This is a genomic window from Nostoc sp. (assembly GCF_036917515.1).
Taxonomy (GTDB): Bacteria; Cyanobacteriota; Cyanobacteriia; order Cyanobacteriales; family Nostocaceae; genus Nostoc.
The window spans coordinates 1-18,818 of the sequence record NZ_JBALDE010000052.1; the positions used below are offsets into that span (position 1 = coordinate 1).

The window sequence follows — 18,818 nt, forward strand, 5'->3', positions numbered from 1 at the left end:
AAATGCTCTGAATGCGGTAACTAAAAAAGACATTATTGGATGGTTCACCCACTGCTGTTACTATATTGCACCCAACTGAGAACCGCTATATTTTGGTGCACACCGAACGCCGCCAAAGTCAGCACGAAAATCAAAATAGTCCAATGACTACCAAGACAACTGCTCTTCTACTATTTTTGTGTAAGTAATATCAAGTTCGGTTAATCACTTATGATTACCGCATCTGTGCAAAAATCCCAAAAGCCTCTTTCCCCTTGCAAGAACTGCGATCTAAATGATAAGTATTTAGCCGGACACGATATAAGTCGGCGGTAAGGCGATCGCATTTCTATTTTGAGCAATACTATAACTATCAATTCTATAGTCACCCAGATGAAGACCAGCGTATAGGCAACAGTGCGCCCACGCTAAAAACCACAGCTAACCCACCCATACCAAACATTCCCCAAGGTACTAAACCTTCCAACGGATTCACCACACGCGCAGTGCTTATGGGTTGTTTAGGATTGTAACGTACCACTACCATCTGACCGTTGCTGGAACGGTAGGACTCATAACTGCCTGTAAAACGAGTGCGTTCACCGTTGGCTAGAAACTCGATAACTGGCGCATAGGTTTCTTTTTGCTCATTATCATTATTGTTCGTACTGCTGCGATCGCGACGACTGATGCTGTCTACCACTGTGCCGCGTGTTTCGTTTAGGGTTGCACCTTCATGGGCGATGATGTTACGTACCCAAAAACCACCTCCAATAAACAGCAATCCAATGACCAGCCCAATACTTGCGCTTAGTTTGTCGTCAAAAGTGTTTTGGTGAGGTTTGAAATTCATGGGTTTGACGATGGCACAACAATAAATTTCATCACAGCATCTCGACTATAGCTTACATTTGAAACATTTTTTTGGCACTACTAACCTTATAACTGCGTCAAATATCTTACAGCTAAATTACTGCATCAGTTTTTCTGGTGTAACAATTTAACGTTTATATGGTATTAAATATAACCAATTAACCTCATTTAGTAAGCAGAAGTAATGACAGTTCAGTTTTGGCAAAAAAGTAGAAAAATTAATCCAATTCTAACTAACTTACTATTTAAGCCTGTACACAGACAAGTACTACTAGGTTTAAGCAAGCTACACGTAGCGAGTCAAGAGACATCGCCGTGGCTTTTGAAAAAGCGTCTGTTGCCATTATTATGTCTAATATCATTTTTTTTGGTATTGTTACTCAACAGCTTTGCCCCTGCCGTTGCCCAACTACCTCCTCAACCTCGTCAGGAAATTCGGGGAGTGTGGTTAAGTGGTAACGATTTTAGTGTTTTTAGAAATCGTTCACGGGTGCAAGCAGCCATGAGCCAACTGCGGCAGTTAAATTTTAATACTGTTTATCCAATAGTTTGGAATGATGGTTATACACAATATCCCAGCGCCATCATGCAGAAAATGGGTATTCCCTTTTTCTTCAAGGGAATAGATGGACAAGATGTAATTGCAGACATTATTACTCAAGCCCATAGCCAAGGGTTACTAGCAATACCCTGGTTTGAATTTGGTTTTATGGTTCCTCTAACTTCGGAACTCGCATCACAGCATCCAGATTGGCTAACCCAAAAAGGGGATGGCACTCAAACTTCAATTAGTGCTGCGGGTGAAGTAGCGTGGTTAAATCCCTTTCACCCAGAAGTGCAAAACTTTATCCGCGAACTCGTCATGGAAGTTATGACTCAATACGATGCTGATGGCGTTCAATTTGACGACCATACGAGTTTACCTGTAGAATTTGGTTACGATAAGTACACGATAAGTCTATATACTCAAGAAACTGGCAATCCTCCTCCACCGAATCCCCTAGCCCAAGCATGGATAAAATGGCGGGCAGATAAAATTAGTGCCTTCATGGTAGACCTTTACCAAACTGTGAAAGCTAGAAAACCGAATGCTATTTTTTCAGTTGCTCCTAATTACTATAATTTCGCCTATAAAATGCAACTGCAAGATTGGCTCAACTGGGTACGGTTGGGTATTGTCGATGAGTTGGTGATGCAGGTGTACCGAAATGATGTGGAAAGTTTTATCGCTCAAATTACCCGCCCAGAAATTTTAGAAACCCAACAAATCATCCCAACTGGTATCGGTATTATGGCGGGGTTACGAAATCGCCCAGTTGCCATCCCACAAATCAAATCTCAGGTAGAAGCAGTCCAACAACGCGGTTTAGGAATCGGCTTTTTCTACTACGAAAGCCTTTGGGATATTGCCCCTGAACCAGCAGCACAACGCCAGTCTGCATTTGCAGCTCTTTTCCCAAATTCAGCGTTGCGCGATATCTCGCAAAATACACCCCGCAAGTCAACTTTTAACACCGTATCTTTACCTTTATATCCCAAACCTTCCCTTGGGCAACGTGTTCGCGGCTATTTTTTGGAAGTTGCGATCGCAAATGGTCAACCAAAACGTATTTTATTAGATACAGGGTCAGCAGGGCTAAGAGTTCCCAAAGAGTTTTTAGGTAATTCTCCGATCCAAAGAACAGGTCAAAATATCAAGGAGGTATTAAGTGATGGTACTATCCTGGAAGGAGAATTAGTTTACGCTAATGTCCGCTTTGGTTTAATTCCCACTGCCGAACGTGTTCCCGTACAGGTTGTTACTAGTCGCCAATGTATTGCCCAAAAACCTAAATGTTCGGCAAATAGTGGTGTACCATTTTCTGGAATTATTGGTGTTAACTATTTTGAAAAATCACTTCCCTATAACCCGTTGAGAAAATTACCAGGCAATCTGAGTAACGGATTTATCGTTGTTGGCAATGGTGGTAGTAACAACAATGGCAGCCTAATTCTCGGTTTAACTGCTGAGAATCAAGCAGGTTTCAAAATGGCTTCTTGGAGTCAACAACCTGAAATTAATGGTGTACCGGGTAAAAGATGGGACTCTCGACTGAGTAAAGTTTGTTTAACTCTTGCTGGAAGTTCTGCAAAAAATTCGTGTAATAGTAGAGCGATCGCTGATACTGGAACTATTAATGGTTTAACTGAATTTAAGTCAGCTTCTACAGTAGGTAAACTCAAACCCGGAGTATTAGGGTCAGCAAATGCTGTGAAAGTAGGGATTAATGGCATTTTTGATTACAGTTTGACACCAGGAACCCGTGACGGATTTAATCGCTGGAATTTGAGTATCTCGCCACAAGCAGAACTGACTATATTTGTAAATCCTGGAATCGCCTTGTTTGATAAATACGATGTACTTTTTGACCAAGTTAATGGTAAACAAGGTTTTCGCAGTCGGCGGTAAGAAGAAAGTAAAGACTTACTTACTCAGATAGCGTTCAATTAACCCAGGATTTACGCAAACAATGGCCAAACCCTGATGTAGAGACGCGATTTATCGCGTCTTGAAAGACCAATTATCCTCAACCCAAGCATATTCTTCTATAAGTACAGCAACAGTTTAAATCACTGTGGCTATTAGCCTAGTAAAAGTCAACCACTAAGTAGAACCAGTGATTTCCAAGTTAGTTTCTCGTTATGGGCTAACAGTCAATATCACCAGTACGCTGCTTCAACCCTATACGTAGGATGATGGCTGGTTTGACTTGGATTTGTAGGGGAGAACAAAGCAACTCTACTCTCGCATTTCTCACAAGTCCCACGTTCGCATTCATCGTAACCTTTGCCCTGAGTATTTTTTGGGCATTTCTGAGAGCTAAAAATTTTGATGCAGTATGAAACACTTGAATCTAGGTTCTATAAGGCTTTGAGAAATCTGGGTACTCTAGCCTGAGTTATTTAGAAAAACTGGGAATACCGATTTGGTTGGATTTGTCTAGCGTTTATAGCGATCGCTATCCAATGGCAGCACTAATTAATCAAAAAACCAATTCCCAAAACAGATTATTACTGGTTTCTTCAGTTTACGAAAAAAGCCAAGTTACTCAGATTCGCCTGCGGATACATATTCCCAAATACTATCTGCAAGCGCCCGTGATTTCATAGTTAATTTCTACTTATGGCTTAATAGTTAATATTACCAAAGCTATGCTACAACCAAATGCAGATGCAGAAGGATGCTTTGACATTGAACTGCGGGGAACAGTGCCACAAATTTCTAGCGATTTAGCTTACCTAGAATCCTTGAATCTTAGAATTGTGGGCAAGTTGAATGCTGACGGCGATAGCTAGTTTTACTGAAATAATTTAAATTTCATAGTACCAAATTTCTTCTTCTCGCAACACAATTCGATGTAGGGAAAGACGATCGATCAAGCCCTCTTGCTCAAACTGCCCAAGAACACGAGTGATAGTCACACGAGTTGAACCGATCATTTCTGCTAGGTCTTCATGAGTTAGACGCATATCTATTAAACGTCCCTTCTCAACTTCCGAACCAAACTTTTTGGATAACCATGCCAACAGCTTGATGAGCATAGTATCCACTTTTTTATGACTACGAATGATCGTCAATTCTTGAGCTTGTTGGATATGGGCAAGTAAAGTTTCTGTTAGTTCAGTCCACTCCTTTAGAGGTAAGACTGTCGCCTCCACTTTAGTTAGGCATTCCATCTGATAAGGTTCTAATTTTGACAAACTCTTACCAACGACATCTCCAGGTCCCCACAATCCCAGAGCAACAGTTGTACCATCTTCTAGATAGCTAAAAGTTCTGACAAAACCCGTTTCAATCTTCCAAAGGTCGTTATGATGCTCTGGTAGAAATGACCTACGGGCAAAAAGTTGCTTAGTATTGTTACTGTTTGAACTAGAGAAGCTTGTGTACAAAGACACCATATTATATAAAACTATTCTCCGATAAATTAACCGTAGTATTACATTTATATCAGGTTATAAGAACCTATGGGTATTTTAAAGAGGGGAGCAGAGGGGCAGGGGAGGAATAATAATGCCCAATGCCCAATGCCCAATGCCCCATTTCCCAAATTAAATTCCCGCACCATCAAGAAAATCTTCAATCATCCCATCAGAGTTTTTGCTCTTAGGGTTGTCGGTTAATTCGTCGCCAAGTTCAGTTGGAGACAAACTTGATTGATCTTCCAACTGCTCAAACTGTTTCTCTAGAGACTTGACGCGTTCAAATAAAGCGCGGATTACTTCAGCTTCTACGTCACGGAATTTATCATGATCCAGAACATTGGTAGGTAAGTTGTTTTGACGAGTCACACGCCCTGGAATCCCAACTACAGTAGTGTTACTGGGCACATCTCTTAGCACCACAGAACCGGCTCCAATACGGACGCGATCGCCAATTTGAATATTTCCCAAAACCTTCGCACCCGTTCCCACAACTACATGAGAGCCTAAAGTTGGGTGGCGTTTGCCGCTTTCTTTCCCTGTCCCGCCAAGGGTGACACCTTGATAAATTAGGGCATAGTCGCCCACGATTGCTGTCTCACCAATCACTACTCCCATCCCGTGGTCAATAAACACTCCCTGACCAATTAATGCCCCAGGATGGATTTCAATTCCGGTTAAAAACCGACTAAGATGAGAGATGAATCTTGGTATAAAGGGAATTCCAATTTTATGCAGCCAGTGTGCCAATCGATGAAACACTAGGGCATGAAGTCCAGGGTAACAAAACAATACTTCTAGCCAGTTACGGGCTGCTGGGTCACGCTCAAAAATGGTTTGCAAATCAGTTAGTAGCATACTCTGTTGAGATTTTTGTTGGTAAGTGAGACTCTGAAAACAGAAACTCAGGATAATTCCCACAAAAAGATCGAGTTATTTATGGGAATTATGTTAAATAGCAATCTACGGTAAGTCGATAGATTATAGTGTTTTTGTGGGGAATAAGTGGGATGCTATCACATTCCACAATTGAAAAAAATTAATTTCGCGTAAACTGCGATAAGTCCCTCAATTCACCGTAGTATATTGAGTACAGTGTTGAATAGCCAAAACTACACTCTCTTGGATCTGTCTTCCAAAGTGGAATACGCGCTGCTGGCACTCTTAGAACTAGCAAGCCACCACGGAAAAAAACTTCCTTTAACCATGAGCGAGATTACTGCCAAGCAACCAATACCTGAGCGCTATCTGGAACAAATTTTGACTAACCTCCGGCGTGCTGGTGTGGTGCAGAGTCAACGCGGCTCTAAAGGAGGTTTTGTTTTAGTTCGTGAACCTTGGCAGATTACAATACTTGAAATTGTAACTTTGGTCGAAGGCGAGCGGAAAGAGAAAGATACCTCTAACTCTCCGACTCTAGAAAAGACTCTAGTTTATGAAGTTTGGGAGCAAGCTAACGCTGCCTCAATTGAAGTTTTGGGTCGTTATACACTCCAAGACTTGTGCGAGGAAAGAGAAACTCGTGCCCAGCAGAGTCCAATGTATTATATTTAGACACGACGGAGTACCCCCATGCGGATAGCGAAAGATATCACAGAGTTAATCGGACGAACTCCTTTAGTTCAATTAAACAAAATTCCCCAAGCTTCAGGAGCGGTTGCTCGGATTGTGGTGAAGCTAGAAAGCATGAATCCAGCATCTTCTGTGAAAGACCGGATTGGCGCGAGTATGGTGGAAGCGGCGGAAGAAGCAGGCTTGATTCACCCCGGAAAAACTGTTTTAGTAGAGCCGACTTCTGGAAATACAGGAATTGCGCTAGCGATGGTGGCAGCTGCCAAGGGCTACCATCTCATTCTAACCATGCCTGACACAATGAGCTACGAAAGACGATCCATGCTCAAAGCTTATGGCGCTCAACTAGAGTTAACGCCAGGGGTAGAAGGGATGCGAGGAGCGATCGCTCATGCAGAAAAGCTTGTAGCTAAAACGCCCAATGCTTATATGTTGCAGCAGTTTCGCAACCCTGCTAACCCAAAAGTTCACGCCGAAACCACAGCTGAAGAAATTTGGAATGATACCGATGGAGAAGTAGATATTCTCGTGGCGGGAGTGGGTACTGGTGGAACAATTACGGGAGTTGCAGAAGTTATAAAAAAACGGAAGCCGAGTTTTCAAGCGATCGCAGTTGAACCAAGCAGCAGTCCGGTATTAGTGGGTGGTAAATCAGGACCTCACAAAATCCAGGGTATTGGTGCAGGATTTATCCCAGCAATTTACCGTTCAGAAATGGTAGATGAAGTGATTCAGGTAGCGGATGAACAAGCGATCGCTTACAGCCGTCGTCTGGCAAAAGAAGAAGGATTACTATCTGGCATTTCTACTGGTGCTGCGTTGTATGCTGCTATTCAAGTAGCACAACGCCCAGAAAATGCAGGTCACTTAATCGTCATGATACAGCCCAGCTTCGGCGAACGCTACCTCAGTACCTCACTGTTTAAAGATCCAGAGGAGAATGAGTGGTTGAGTAAAGTTTAGTTTTTAGATTTTAGGGACTTCTAAAAAATCAATTATCTAGTAGGGTGTGTTATAGCGACAGCGTAACGCACCTATTATCTGTTAGGCGGTGCATTACGGCGTTAAGCCTAATGTCACCCTACTTGGATATTTTTTTAATTGAAAATCCTTGAGATTGTCATACTATTTCACTTTAATAATAAAAATACCTTGGTAGGGGCATGGCAATGCCATGCCCCTACGATAAATCTATATATATCAGGATTTTCATGAATTGGTATCACCCACTGCTCAATCCTTTTTCTCGAAACCGATTTTTTAGATTTAGATGAAAAATCTAAATTTAAAATGGGCTTGATTACCTACTAGAATTTTTGCCAATTTCATCGCTATCTTCATGATTTTTTACCAAAATCACCAAACACAAACAACTAGCAGCTAGCTTTATTAAGCTCAAAGCTCCACTTTTTAATACAATAAAAGCACCTAATCCTATCAGGACAAAAGGTACAATATGATTACCATAGCGAGTCAATACATCAGCTATTACTCTGTAGTTAATTAATTTGTATGCCACATAGCACCAAACTCCTAACAATAGAAAAAATAATCCGATAATTATCACAAAACTCTCTAAGTTGCTGCTAGCAAATAACGGCACATAGACACTAATATTGTCACTACCATTAGCAATTGTAACGGCTGCCACACTGTAAGTTTGAGGAGATAGGAAACTAGTAATTGTTGATGCTTTAGATTCTTCAGTTGTAGCTACAACTTCTTGCAATGCATCTTCTTCCTTATTGACTAAACTGCTGATACCTATGGCAATTGGGAGTAGACCAAGTAATCCAATCCAGCTTTTTGATAAAACTAACCCACCAAATAAACCAGAAAGACTAAAGATTAACAAAACTGTAAAACCTATAAACTGACCGACAACTACATGCCTGTGGCGAAAGGTAGCATTTATTTGAGAAAAAAACAACAATAGAATGACAATATCATCAATGTTAGTGGCAATGAACGCAATTGATCCTGTAGTAATTGCAGTAACTAACTCGTTCATATTTTAAAATAAACAATAGATATGCTTTTATCTTACAGGGAGTATCTTACCTAAGACATTTCTAGAAATTAAATATGTGTTATCCAGAACCCTTGTAGAAACGCACTGCTGCGTTTCTACATTCTTTTTTACCAGATGTCTAATTGAATTGTGGTAATTCTTGTTTCAGGTCAAACTGCTGTAGGAGAAAGAGCTATCTGCAAAGATAAAATTCTCAAAGCCAATTGTCAAAAGGGTAATGAGGTTGCCATTGTTGTTGAAGGTAATGTTGGCAGGGTTTAGACTCTTGCCAGAAATAATACCAGATACACTAAGTTCAGAACGCTTGAAAGCGCTCACATCAAGGGTATCAAAACCATTCCCGCCATCAACAATTGCAGACCCGAACCCTTTGAAGTAGTCATTTCCAGCCCCTAGTTCAAAGCGGATACCACCACCAATAGTGACTTTCTGTTGAACTTTATCGATATTACTGGTAGCGGTAATTTTGTCATTCCCATCGTCAGTCCTAATGATTCCTTGCCCATAAATGCCATAGGCAGTACCATCAATTGTGGTTGTTGCTTGTCCAGTGAGGATGTCATGGCCATTACCAGTATCAATAATGCCGTCATTGAAGATGCCATAAGCTAGGGTGTTTGCTTCCAAACTGTTTGCAGAACCCTTAATCGTGTCCTTGTTCTCACCAGTAGTGATAATAGCTTTTTTAATGTTCTGGATGCCGATGCTGCTTTTGCTCGGTTCTGTAATGATGGTAGCGTCTTCGATGTTCTTATTCTGGCTGTCAATACTAGTAGAGCTGATGCTCTGTGCACTGGGGATAGTGTCATCTTTAATGATGATCGTCGGGAATGTAATAGGGATAATTGTATATTTGCCGTTGCTGCCAGCAGTACCAGTGCCGACAAGGGTATCTTCTCCTTTGCCAGTATTTAGTTTATCACTGTTACTAATGCCGATTCCAACACCGCCGTCACCGCTTTCGCCATTAACCTCACCGCTGGTACCTCCGCCACCATTACCACCAGTGCCAGTGCCACTGATAGTATCATTTCCGTCCCCTGCATCAAAACTGCTACTGTTGCTGATGCCGATTCCAGTACCACCGTCGCCGCTTTTGGTGCTGTAACTGAAAAAACCAACTGAGACATAAGGGATGCCTTGGCGACCATTACCACCAGTTCCAATACCAGTGATAGTGTCATTTCCATTCCCTACATCAAAACTGCCACTGTTGCTAATGCCGATTCCAGTACCGCCGTCGCCACTTTTAGAATCATCGCCTCCCTGAAAGCCGCCAGTGCTGCCAATACTGCCAGTACCGTTGCCAGTAATAGTGTCATTTCCATTCCCTGCATCAAAACTGCCAATGTTGCTGATGCCGATTCCAGTATCGCCTTTACGGTCTTTAAGAGCATTGGGTGTACCAAAGACACGGAAGCCAGTGCCACCAGTACCAGTGCCAGTGATAGTGTCATTTCCGTTCCCTGCATCAAAACTACCACTGTTGCTGATGCCGGTTGGAGTAACGCCAGTACTAGTGCCAGTGATAGTGTCATTTCCGTTTCCAGCTTTTAAACTGCCACTGTTGCTAATGCCAATTCCATTCCCTGTATTGAGACTACTACTGTTGTTGATGCCAGTGGGTATAAATTTCAAACCAGTACCGATGCCAGTGATAATGTCACTTCCATCCCCTGCATTGAGAGTGCCACTGTTATTAATGCCGATGCCAGTAACAGGTTTCTTAGGCTTAGTACCACCTGTGCTAGGCTTACCAGTACCAGTAATACTGTCATTTCCTGAAAACGTATTAATCACACTTCCATTTGAAATATCAATACCAATTGCCACAGATGCATTTAACTCTTCTGCGGCTAAAGTATCGATACTGGAAGTACCGATAAAATTAGGTGGAACCGTAAGTCTAGGCATTGATAAAATCCTCTCTATGAGAATAATTACTTGGTCATTTTAAAGCTTAGTTGTGCCAGAAGGTTAAAATAATTCGTAATTAAATTAGTTTGAAATTTAACTCCCAATTTTCTTATAAACCACCAAAAAATATAATTTAGTAAGGGATTTAAACTCAATAATTACAAATTACGAATTACGAATTAGTGAATTTGGTATGGTGGTAAATCGTAAATTTTAAAAATCCAGCATGAGTCAGCTAGGGACAGCCTTCAGTCAAGGGATAATTGCTTTCATCGCCACTAACATAGATGACATCATTATCTTGTTAATCTTTTTTTCACAGGTAGATGTTAACTTTCGACGACGGCATATTTTACTCGGTCAATATCTGGGTTTTACAGCCATTATCATCGCTAGCTTACCGGGATTTTTTGGGGGATTAATTGTACAGCGAGAATGGATAGGATTACTAGGATTGTTACCAATTGCTATTGGTATTCAGCAATTAGTATCTAGAAAAGAAGAAACTATAACAGTTCAGACAGTCAGTAGTGATTTTAGGGAGTCCACACCTACTAACTCGGTATTGTCTTTTATTTTGAGTATTTTGCAACCCCAAACCTATAAAGTCGCAGCAGTAACGATCGCTAATGGTGGTGACAACATTAGTATATATATCCCTTTGTTCGCTGGAAACAATCTTGCCAGCTTGGGAGTAATTTTAAGTATATTTTTTATCATGATAGGGGTTTGGTGTGCGATCGCTTATTTTTTAAGCCGTCAACCTACCATTGCTGATATTTTAAGTCGCTACGGTCGAGCTGTCGTACCTTTTGTGTTAATTGGCTTGGGTCTACTCATTATGTATGAGCGAGGTACATTTACTCTACTACCTTGGATGAAAAGTTAATCAATGTTGGGTGTTGAATGCTGAATTTGGAATTGGAAATCTCAAATTGGTTACACCTGATGGACTAATTTCCAACTTACCATCATCAAAATGGCATAAATGATAAACCGTAGTGGACGTTGCGGAGCTACCTGGCAGATTTTAGCGCCTAGTAACACCCCAGGCACAGAGCCTAGCCATATAGGCAGTACCAAACTCCAATCAACTGTTCCCAGGCTGAGATGACCGAGAGCTGTAAACAGCAGTAAAATTGCTGCGTGTGAAATATCTGTACCCACCAACTTCCTTGCATCAAGCCGGAAAAACCCAATCAGCACCAGGGCAAACATTGAACCTGAAGAGACGCTAGTTAGACCAACCAAACAGCCTAAAATTGCTCCCAAAGTAATTGTTGTAAATCGACCAAAGTTAGTTTCTAAGTCTAACTTTGGCAGTTCGGGTAAATTAAATTTGGGTAAAAAAGTCAATAATAACAATTGCACTAGTGCTAACACTGTGACTAGCAAAATCATCCCGCCAAGCAAACGGAGCAAAATGTTATCCAGGTTATACTCACCTGTGTGTTTAATGAGGTGCAAAATCGCCACACCAAACAATGAGCCTGGAACACTCCCGAAAGCCAGCCATTTGACAACTTCTGTGTTAAGGGTTTTCTGTTCCCAATGCTTGACGCTACCAACAATTTTCATCAAGGTGGCGGCCACAACATCAGAACTTACAGCGATAGAAGGCGGAATCTGAAAAACAAAAATTAGCATTGGTGTGATCAAAGAGGCTCCACCAATTCCCGTCAAACCGACGATGATACCAACAAAAAAGCTAAAGAACGGTAGTAATAAATAGTGCATACTCTTTGGGGGTTTCAACAATTAGTTATCAGTTATCAGAGTCCTGTTGAGTCTCCCACTTTTATAAGTGAGCAGCGTCGCTAAGGGTTTGTTAAATTCCCAAACGAAGCCTTGATAACTGTTCACTGACTTAACTACGAGCAGCTAGAACTGAAAGTCAGTTAAAGCTTCACTGCTAGAGAGCAGCAACTCAGCCAAACATATAGCCCAGTGATAGACAGAGCTAGTTATGACAAGTTATTGTGTTTTTCAAGGATTCCTGGACAACTTAAAACCTGTCTGGAAGTTTTTGTCAGCATGACAACTGGCATTTAGCTCAAACATGCTTTGATAACTGCTTTTTGGTCAGTCGTTCTGCTAAACTCAACTTATAATTGGTTTTTCTGCGGTTTTACATATAAAAGCACGTAAGACGATGCACTTACCGTATTTTACTCGTAAGTATGATTAAACGTCCAGCGTATTCGCGTTGTATATTGCTCAATTATCTGGATAATACACCGCAGTCCGTCAAACTCACTACGGACTGATTGTTAAAAAATTTACCTACAGATTATAACCATAAGGATAACTCCAAACTTTGTAGAGATGCGATATATCGCATTTATGTTGCAATTAGGCAACATCCTGGAAGTGATTACAATACTTAAGGTCAATTCCAATTCCCTAGTTTAATGACTCATAGAAAACTTCTCGCAAGATCTACCTGTAAAGGCTGCTCTGCCCTTCGGTACAGTTTGGGGAATTGTCGATGGTAGTGAAGAAAAGCGGGTTACTGAAGCGATCTCGCTAAAACTCGCAATTTCTTTGGGTCTGTTGGTGTATGCACGCGCTTGTCTGATTATGGTGTTGGACTTGATACTATTTCTGTAATTAATTATTGAAAGTTTTGAAAAGCGCGGTACTGTAGCTTTGGGCGAACATCAAGATTTTAATTCTTTGGTAGTCGAGCAGATTTTAACTCTGTCTGCTTAATGAGGAGTGGGGAATAGCCAATGCCTAGTACCGCAAGGCGGAAGTCAAAAGTCACGCATTCAAAAGTCACGCATAATTATATTCCAAGCTCTTGCGCCATTTGAAATGGTTCGGCAGTTCCTCATGGGGGGAACCCCCCATGAGGAACTGCCGAACCCGAAGGGGTATGTTTATTTACGCCATACTGTACTAGTTCTTTACTCAGTATTGAAAAAAGCTTGACTTGCAAGCAACTATCATGCTAGATTAAATCAAACCATTCGGTCGGTAATATTTTATTTACAGCTATTTTCAATTCAATAAACTCCCTACTCCTTACTATCAAAATCGCTGTAATGTCTAAAGGCGAAGAAACAAAAACCAGAATTCTTCAGCAAGCAGCCGAACTGTTTAATCAACAGGGGTATGCAGGTTCATCGATGTCAGACATTATGCATGTAACTGGATTGCAGAAAGGAGGAATTTACAATCACTTCCAAAGCAAAGATGATCTCGCGCTACAGGCTTTTGATTTTGCGATCGCTCGCATTAAGCAGCATACTAGATTTGCATTACGAAGCAAACACCACGCAGTAGAACGTCTGCAAACAATCATTGGGGTGTTTAGTAGCTTCGCAGAAAATCCACTGATCAAGGGAGGATGTCCACTGCTGAATACTGCTGTGGAAAGTGATGATGCTCATCCGGCGTTGCGAGAACGTGCTCAACAAGCGATGAACTCTTGGCTGCATCTAATTTGTCGAATTATTGAAAAAGGAATTGAAAAGGGTGAAATTCGCCCAGAAGTGAGTGCTGATGAAATCGCTACCATCATCATCGCAACACTGGAAGGAGGCATAATGATCAGCAAGCTTTATGGAAATTCAATTCATATCCATAGGGTAATTAATCACCTGAATCAATATTTGGAAACTTTTCTTTAATTGAACAGATTGAGCAGTAAGAAAAAATATTAAGAAAAATAATGCTAGAAAATAACAACTTACACAGACCATTAGAAGTAGTATTAGCAATTCCTGTAAAAACATACGACATTGATTTTATGGGAATTGTGAGTAATATCGTGTATATTAGATGGCTAGAGGATTTACGTCTAAAGTTTTTAGATGAACATTGGCAACTCAATCAACAAATTGAGCTAGGATATACACCGATTCTAGCCGGAACTGAAATTGAATATAAACGTCCGATAAAGATTATTGATCGGGTGATTGGACGTTTATGGCTGAGTAGTTTAGGACGCTTAAAGTGGACTGTGCAAGCTGAAATTTTCTCTAACAATGAGTTAGCAGCAGTAGCTAGCCAGAAGGGTGGTTTTGTCAGTCTGCAAAATAATCGTCTGATTCCCATTCCAGAGGAATTACAGAAAAAGTATTTACACTATCAACAAGGGATTCAGAAAATTTAATCATTGAGAATACTTCAATATTTTTTTGAGTTTTTACAGACTGTTCGGTTTGTTTGTAAACATAATCTGGACTATAATACCGATTTTTGCATGAATACGCGAAAGAACCCCACCGTCTGCGGCACCTCCCCTTGGTAAGAGCAGATTGGGAGGGGTCTCTATAAAACTTACTAATTTCTTGATGCTTCCCTTTAATCCCCTCTCCGCAAGCGGGGCTAGCATATACAAAAGTTGAAAAAAGCTCGATTTACTATTTTCCTCTCATTCCTATGCAGACTATAGGAACGAGGAAAGCCTCATCAAGCTTAAGTTTTTAGGACTTGTGTGTGCACCGTAGACAAGCGGGGAGGGGCGATGAAGTGTAGCTTAAGCTCTTTGGGGTTATTAGGGTTTAATAAGCAATCAAGCGGACATGATATGAAAGCTCAAATATTCACAAATATTGTGTTGAGTGGCCAAACAACCAACTTTTTATTGTCAATCTCATAAATATACGGGAACTTCTTGTTTTAAGTTTTGGTCACTTTATGTCACTTTGAACAGCAAGGCGGTTCTGACTCCAATCGATTAGGTATATTCCAACTTAGGCATTGCAGCCTTATATGTCGTCCCATTTAACTGACCCTAACTCTTCGGTAAACCACTGTACCCATCCAAAGGTATGTACAAATGCTGTTATCCATTGTCAGCTTTTCCTGAATTGTCTTTATATATACAATAATTACACTTTGTTAGTCAGATTAACGCAGACTTCAAGCACTTTCAAATCACGAAAATGGATGTTTGCTTATAGAAAAATTTCGTCATATCCAACCAAATATTACCATAATTATTTATATGTATGCTAAAAGTTGATGAAAGCTATATCAAACGACACTTCAAACACTTTTGCACCCAAAAACCTCTATACTAGACTAGACTTTGATAAATTTGAGAGTTTTGTTAATTGCAACACCAAAAACTATCAATTTTTAGATGAAATAGTAGCGTATCTTATAGTCTATAGTTTTTAAGGTTTAGTCAAAACTATATCCAGTATCATCAAAAAACTGCAAACTTCATGTGGTGCAAAAATCAAGTGGGGAGTGAAAACATGAATTTACGTAGAAATGCATTGCAAATCCTCAAAGAAACTAGCCGAACTTTTTATATCCCAATTAGTCTTTTACCGCCAGGATTGCAAGAAGCAGTAGCATCAGCATATTTGTGTATGCGTGCTATTGATGAAATTGAAGATCATCCTGAACTAGATAATGCTACTAAAGCAAAGCTGTTAAGAACCATTAGCCTGACATTACAGGCAGGAGTTGATGGCTTCGCAGTAGATGCTTTCTTTGCAGGATTTAGTGGATATGAGAATTCATTAGAAGAAGTCACTTTGAGGATTAGAGAATGGTCACTGCTAGCACCAGACACCATTGCACCTCGAATTTGGGATGCCACTGCTGCAATGGCAGACCGGATGGCTTATTGGGCAGAAAAAAACTGGAAAATTTATACAGAATCTGATTTAGATCGTTATACCTTTGGAGTTGCAGGTGCAGTGGGACTGTTACTTTCTGACTTGTGGACTTGGTATGATGGAACACAAACGAACCGTACCCAGGCGATTGGTTTTGGTCGGGGTTTACAAGCAGTCAATATCTTGCGTAATCATACTGAAGATTTGGGGCGTGGGGTAGAATTCTTCCCAGAAGGTTGGAGTGCAGAAAATATGCAAGAGTATGCCCGGCGCAATCTAACTCTGGCAGAAGCTTATATCAAAGACCTTCCTACCGGGCCAGCCTTAGATTTTTGTCAAATCCCCTTCACTTTGGCAAACGGCACTCTTGACGCCCTTGCTAATGGTAAAGAGAAACTCAGCCGCAGTGATGTTTTTGCACTTATCGAACAGCTGATTAGTGTGAACATGAAAGCTAGCTAATAATCTCTTAACGACTAATGGAGATGATTCTAAATTGCCTCCAAATTTGGGCATCCAAAATTCTACAGCGACTTTCTGTAGGGTAGCCAGTACGGTCTTGGGGTTTCCCCAAATATAGTAACTGGCGTTGGGCACTGCCCTCCAATACCTTTTAATACCAATATCTCCCATGCAAAAAACCAGATTAGAGCTGATTTTCTAAATGGGATAACAGTGTGATGCACGCCACAAGCCTTGAGAGAGCGTCATTAGGAATTACGAATTGGTAGAAAGTAGCATAAACAGTATTTGCCAATGTAAGTAGGTCGGCAGAATAAAACCAAACTATGTTAACAAAAATGAACAAGGCTAAAACCCTCTTCCCTTCTGTCTCCTGCCTCCTGCCTTATCCCAACGATAAATATTTACGCCTACCTACTTAAGTATAATAAATAATCTTGTTTAGCGATTGCTTTAGGTAATCTCAGTTAAACTTTAGAAACTCTTCAAAGGATTTCCAGCAAAAATTACCTGGCAAGAGTTGATTAATGTCTAAATAATTGAAAGGGAGTATAACACTCCCCGTAATTATTCGTGCAGCGAGTTGAGAGTGCATGAGCTACTGTTTAAATCCTACCTGTTCCAATCCAGAAAATTTGGTATATAGCCAAAGGTGTCAGTCTTGTGGCTCGCAACTACTGTTGCGCGATCGCTATCAGGCAATCAAACCATTAGGTCAGGGTGGCTTTGGAGCGACCTTCCTAGCCAACGATCAAGGCTTACCAGGAGAACCGAGTTGCGTAATCAAACAATTACGCCCATCAGGAAGCGCCCCACACGTTTTGCAGATGGCCAGAGAACTTTTTGAACGAGAAGCCAAAACTCTAGGTAAGATTGGCAATCATCCCCAAGTACCAAGATTGTTAGACTATTTTGAAGATCGCGAACAATTCTACTTAGTTCAAGAATATATCAGTGGCGATACCTTGCAAGAGGAGGTCAAACTTAATGGCATCTTAAGCGAAACTGGAGTTAAGCAATTTTTAAGTGAGATTTTGCCACTGTTGCAATACATCCACGAGCAAAAGGTGATTCACCGTGATATCAAGCCAGCCAACTTAATTCGCCGCACTCAAGATGCCAGAATGGTACTCATCGACTTTGGTGCCGTCAAAAACCAAATTAGCCAAAGTGCGACAAGTCCATCAGGACAAACAGCATTAACTGCGTATGCTATTGGTACTCCTGGTTTTGCACCTCCAGAGCAAATGGCTATGCGTCCAGTCTACGCCAGTGATATTTATGCATTAGGGGTAACATGCATTTATTTACTGACTAGCAAAACTCCTAAAGATTTAGATTACAATCCTAACACTGGCGAGATGATGTGGGAGCAGCTTGTGCAAGTGAGCGATCACTTAAGCAATGTGTTGCGAAAAATGTTAGAGGTGTCTGTACGTAATCGCTATCAGTCAGCGGCAGAAGTTCTTAGAGCATTGGAAATAGAACCATACTTAGATAGTTTATCTAAGGGTTTGCTGATTAAATCTGATAATGGATCTAGAGAGCGAACATATAACCACCTGGAAAACTCTGCTGTTCTATGTAACAACCCTGCTACTAGTACTGGAGTAGCACAAGTCGCGGCTGCAATTCGTGCTAGACGAGCCAAGACAGCGGAAGCCGCAGGATTACACCAGGGTTCTGGGATGGCCAAATCAACGACTTTCACTAGCAACAGCAATGGTTTACAAGTTCAAAATTCTAAAGTTGGGCGGAAGTTAGATACCCAAGGTTTATTAACAGCTTATCTGAAGGGAAGACGAGATTTTGCCTTACACGATTTAAATTTGCTGAATCTGCAAGGTGCTGATTTATCTCAAACAAATTTCCATTCTGCTCAATTGCAAAAAACCAATCTTCAGGGAGCTAATCTTCACAATAGTGACTTTGGTAGAGCCAGTCTCACTCGAGCAAATCTTAAAGATGCTAATTTGAGCAAAGCATACTTTAACCATGCTGATTTAGAAGGAGCAGACCTGCGAGGTGCAGACCTTAGCAATGCTTATCTCAGTAATGCTAACCTCCGAGGAGCTAATCTGTGTGGTGCTAATCTCACCAGTGCCAAAATTTCTGATGAGCAGCTAGCACTAGCAAAAACAAATTGGATGACTGTGCGTCCCAATGGGAAACGAGGCTTATTGTGATTTTAAAGTGTGAACTACCCCAGCCTATAGACGGATGGGGTTTCCCAATTCGTCGGGAATAGCCTCTCTTGTCGCTGTACTTTATCCGAATATTCTCCTATATTAGATTCTAGATTATCCTGACGGATGAACCCTTTTTATTGAAATCAATTATTTGAGATTAGCAGAATAGCCTCAACTCTCTGCTTTTAAACTCTCCATTTTTATGAATAATTTTAAAACGCTTGTTTTCTAAGAATCACAAGGCTCAAC

The 18,818-nt window shown here is 40.9% G+C and carries 17 protein-coding genes and 1 pseudogene; 11 read left to right on the plus strand and 7 right to left on the minus strand.

The features are described from left to right. Nucleotides 1-364 precede the first annotated feature (364 nt). Entirely contained in the window at nucleotides 365-832 is a 468-nt protein-coding gene (locus V7K89_RS06570) for a DUF3592 domain-containing protein (RefSeq protein WP_335185468.1), read from the minus strand. A 204-nt stretch (nucleotides 833-1,036) separates the two neighbouring features. On the opposite strand from V7K89_RS06570, the gene V7K89_RS06575 reads away from it, so the two are divergent. Further along, nucleotides 1,037-3,301 carry a family 10 glycosylhydrolase gene (locus V7K89_RS06575; RefSeq protein ID WP_335185470.1) on the plus strand — a complete coding sequence of 755 codons (2,265 nt, stop codon included), beginning with the start codon at nucleotides 1,037-1,039 and terminating at the stop codon, nucleotides 3,299-3,301. A gap of 238 nt (nucleotides 3,302-3,539) precedes the next feature. Here the strand turns inward: V7K89_RS06575 and V7K89_RS06580 are convergent, their stop codons facing one another. Then, nucleotides 3,540-3,671, minus strand: coding sequence for a hypothetical protein (locus V7K89_RS06580; protein ID WP_335185472.1), 132 nt, complete (start codon nucleotides 3,669-3,671; stop codon nucleotides 3,540-3,542). 151 nt (nucleotides 3,672-3,822) lie between these two features. On the opposite strand from V7K89_RS06580, the gene V7K89_RS06585 reads away from it, so the two are divergent. Continuing rightward, entirely contained in the window at nucleotides 3,823-4,002 is a 180-nt protein-coding gene (locus tag V7K89_RS06585) for a hypothetical protein (protein ID WP_335185474.1), read from the plus strand. 3 nt (nucleotides 4,003-4,005) lie between these two features. Then, nucleotides 4,006-4,188 (plus strand): hypothetical protein, encoded by a 183-nt coding sequence (locus V7K89_RS06590; RefSeq protein WP_335185514.1) that lies wholly within the window; start codon nucleotides 4,006-4,008, stop codon nucleotides 4,186-4,188. A gap of 15 nt (nucleotides 4,189-4,203) precedes the next feature. On the opposite strand, the gene V7K89_RS06595 is transcribed toward V7K89_RS06590, so the two are convergent. Beyond that, nucleotides 4,204-4,794 carry a Crp/Fnr family transcriptional regulator gene (locus tag V7K89_RS06595; RefSeq protein ID WP_335185476.1) on the minus strand — a complete coding sequence of 197 codons (591 nt, stop codon included), beginning with the start codon at nucleotides 4,792-4,794 and terminating at the stop codon, nucleotides 4,204-4,206. 150 nt (nucleotides 4,795-4,944) lie between these two features. Then, the gene (gene cysE / locus V7K89_RS06600) at nucleotides 4,945-5,673 is read right to left on the minus strand and encodes a serine O-acetyltransferase (RefSeq protein ID WP_442941598.1); all 729 of its coding nucleotides are present in this window, start codon (nucleotides 5,671-5,673) and stop codon (nucleotides 4,945-4,947) included. A gap of 213 nt (nucleotides 5,674-5,886) precedes the next feature. Here cysE and V7K89_RS06605 point away from each other — a divergent pair, with 213 nt between their 5' ends. Then, nucleotides 5,887-6,369 carry an RrF2 family transcriptional regulator gene (locus V7K89_RS06605; RefSeq protein WP_335185518.1) on the plus strand — a complete coding sequence of 161 codons (483 nt, stop codon included), beginning with the start codon at nucleotides 5,887-5,889 and terminating at the stop codon, nucleotides 6,367-6,369. 18 nt (nucleotides 6,370-6,387) lie between these two features. Beyond that, nucleotides 6,388-7,350 carry a cysteine synthase A gene (gene cysK, locus V7K89_RS06610; RefSeq protein ID WP_335185477.1) on the plus strand — a complete coding sequence of 321 codons (963 nt, stop codon included), beginning with the start codon at nucleotides 6,388-6,390 and terminating at the stop codon, nucleotides 7,348-7,350. A gap of 337 nt (nucleotides 7,351-7,687) precedes the next feature. Here cysK and V7K89_RS06615 read toward each other — a convergent pair whose 3' ends face one another. Next, on the minus strand, nucleotides 7,688-8,398 hold the full coding sequence (locus tag V7K89_RS06615; protein ID WP_335185479.1) for a cadmium resistance transporter: 711 nt from the start codon (nucleotides 8,396-8,398) through the stop codon (nucleotides 7,688-7,690). Nucleotides 8,399-8,563: 165 nt separating this feature from the next. Beyond that, nucleotides 8,564-10,333: a beta strand repeat-containing protein gene (locus tag V7K89_RS06620; RefSeq protein ID WP_335185481.1), complete on the minus strand. Its 1,770-nt coding sequence runs from the start codon at nucleotides 10,331-10,333 to the stop codon at nucleotides 8,564-8,566. 229 nt (nucleotides 10,334-10,562) lie between these two features. Here V7K89_RS06620 and V7K89_RS06625 point away from each other — a divergent pair, with 229 nt between their 5' ends. Further along, entirely contained in the window at nucleotides 10,563-11,225 is a 663-nt protein-coding gene (locus tag V7K89_RS06625; protein WP_335185483.1) for a cadmium resistance transporter, read from the plus strand. Between the two features lie 50 nt (nucleotides 11,226-11,275). Here V7K89_RS06625 and V7K89_RS06630 read toward each other — a convergent pair whose 3' ends face one another. After that, nucleotides 11,276-12,073 (minus strand): sulfite exporter TauE/SafE family protein, encoded by a 798-nt coding sequence (locus V7K89_RS06630; protein ID WP_335185485.1) that lies wholly within the window; start codon nucleotides 12,071-12,073, stop codon nucleotides 11,276-11,278. A gap of 735 nt (nucleotides 12,074-12,808) precedes the next feature. Here V7K89_RS06630 and V7K89_RS06635 point away from each other — a divergent pair. The 5 genes and pseudogenes from V7K89_RS06635 to V7K89_RS06655 all read left to right on the plus strand — a co-directional run. Next, nucleotides 12,809-13,048, plus strand: a pseudogene (locus V7K89_RS06635) (NADH-dependent alcohol dehydrogenase); the annotation flags it as partial. A 335-nt stretch (nucleotides 13,049-13,383) separates the two neighbouring features. Then, nucleotides 13,384-13,971 carry a TetR/AcrR family transcriptional regulator gene (locus V7K89_RS06640; protein WP_335185487.1) on the plus strand — a complete coding sequence of 196 codons (588 nt, stop codon included), beginning with the start codon at nucleotides 13,384-13,386 and terminating at the stop codon, nucleotides 13,969-13,971. Between the two features lie 41 nt (nucleotides 13,972-14,012). Then, complete coding sequence (locus V7K89_RS06645; RefSeq protein WP_335185489.1) at nucleotides 14,013-14,456, plus strand: acyl-CoA thioesterase; 444 nt, start codon at nucleotides 14,013-14,015, stop codon at nucleotides 14,454-14,456. 1,093 nt (nucleotides 14,457-15,549) lie between these two features. Continuing rightward, nucleotides 15,550-16,380 (plus strand): phytoene/squalene synthase family protein, encoded by an 831-nt coding sequence (locus V7K89_RS06650; RefSeq protein WP_335185491.1) that lies wholly within the window; start codon nucleotides 15,550-15,552, stop codon nucleotides 16,378-16,380. 593 nt (nucleotides 16,381-16,973) lie between these two features. After that, nucleotides 16,974-18,566 (plus strand): serine/threonine-protein kinase, encoded by a 1,593-nt coding sequence (locus V7K89_RS06655; protein WP_335185493.1) that lies wholly within the window; start codon nucleotides 16,974-16,976, stop codon nucleotides 18,564-18,566. The last annotated feature ends 252 nt before the right edge of the window (nucleotides 18,567-18,818 follow it).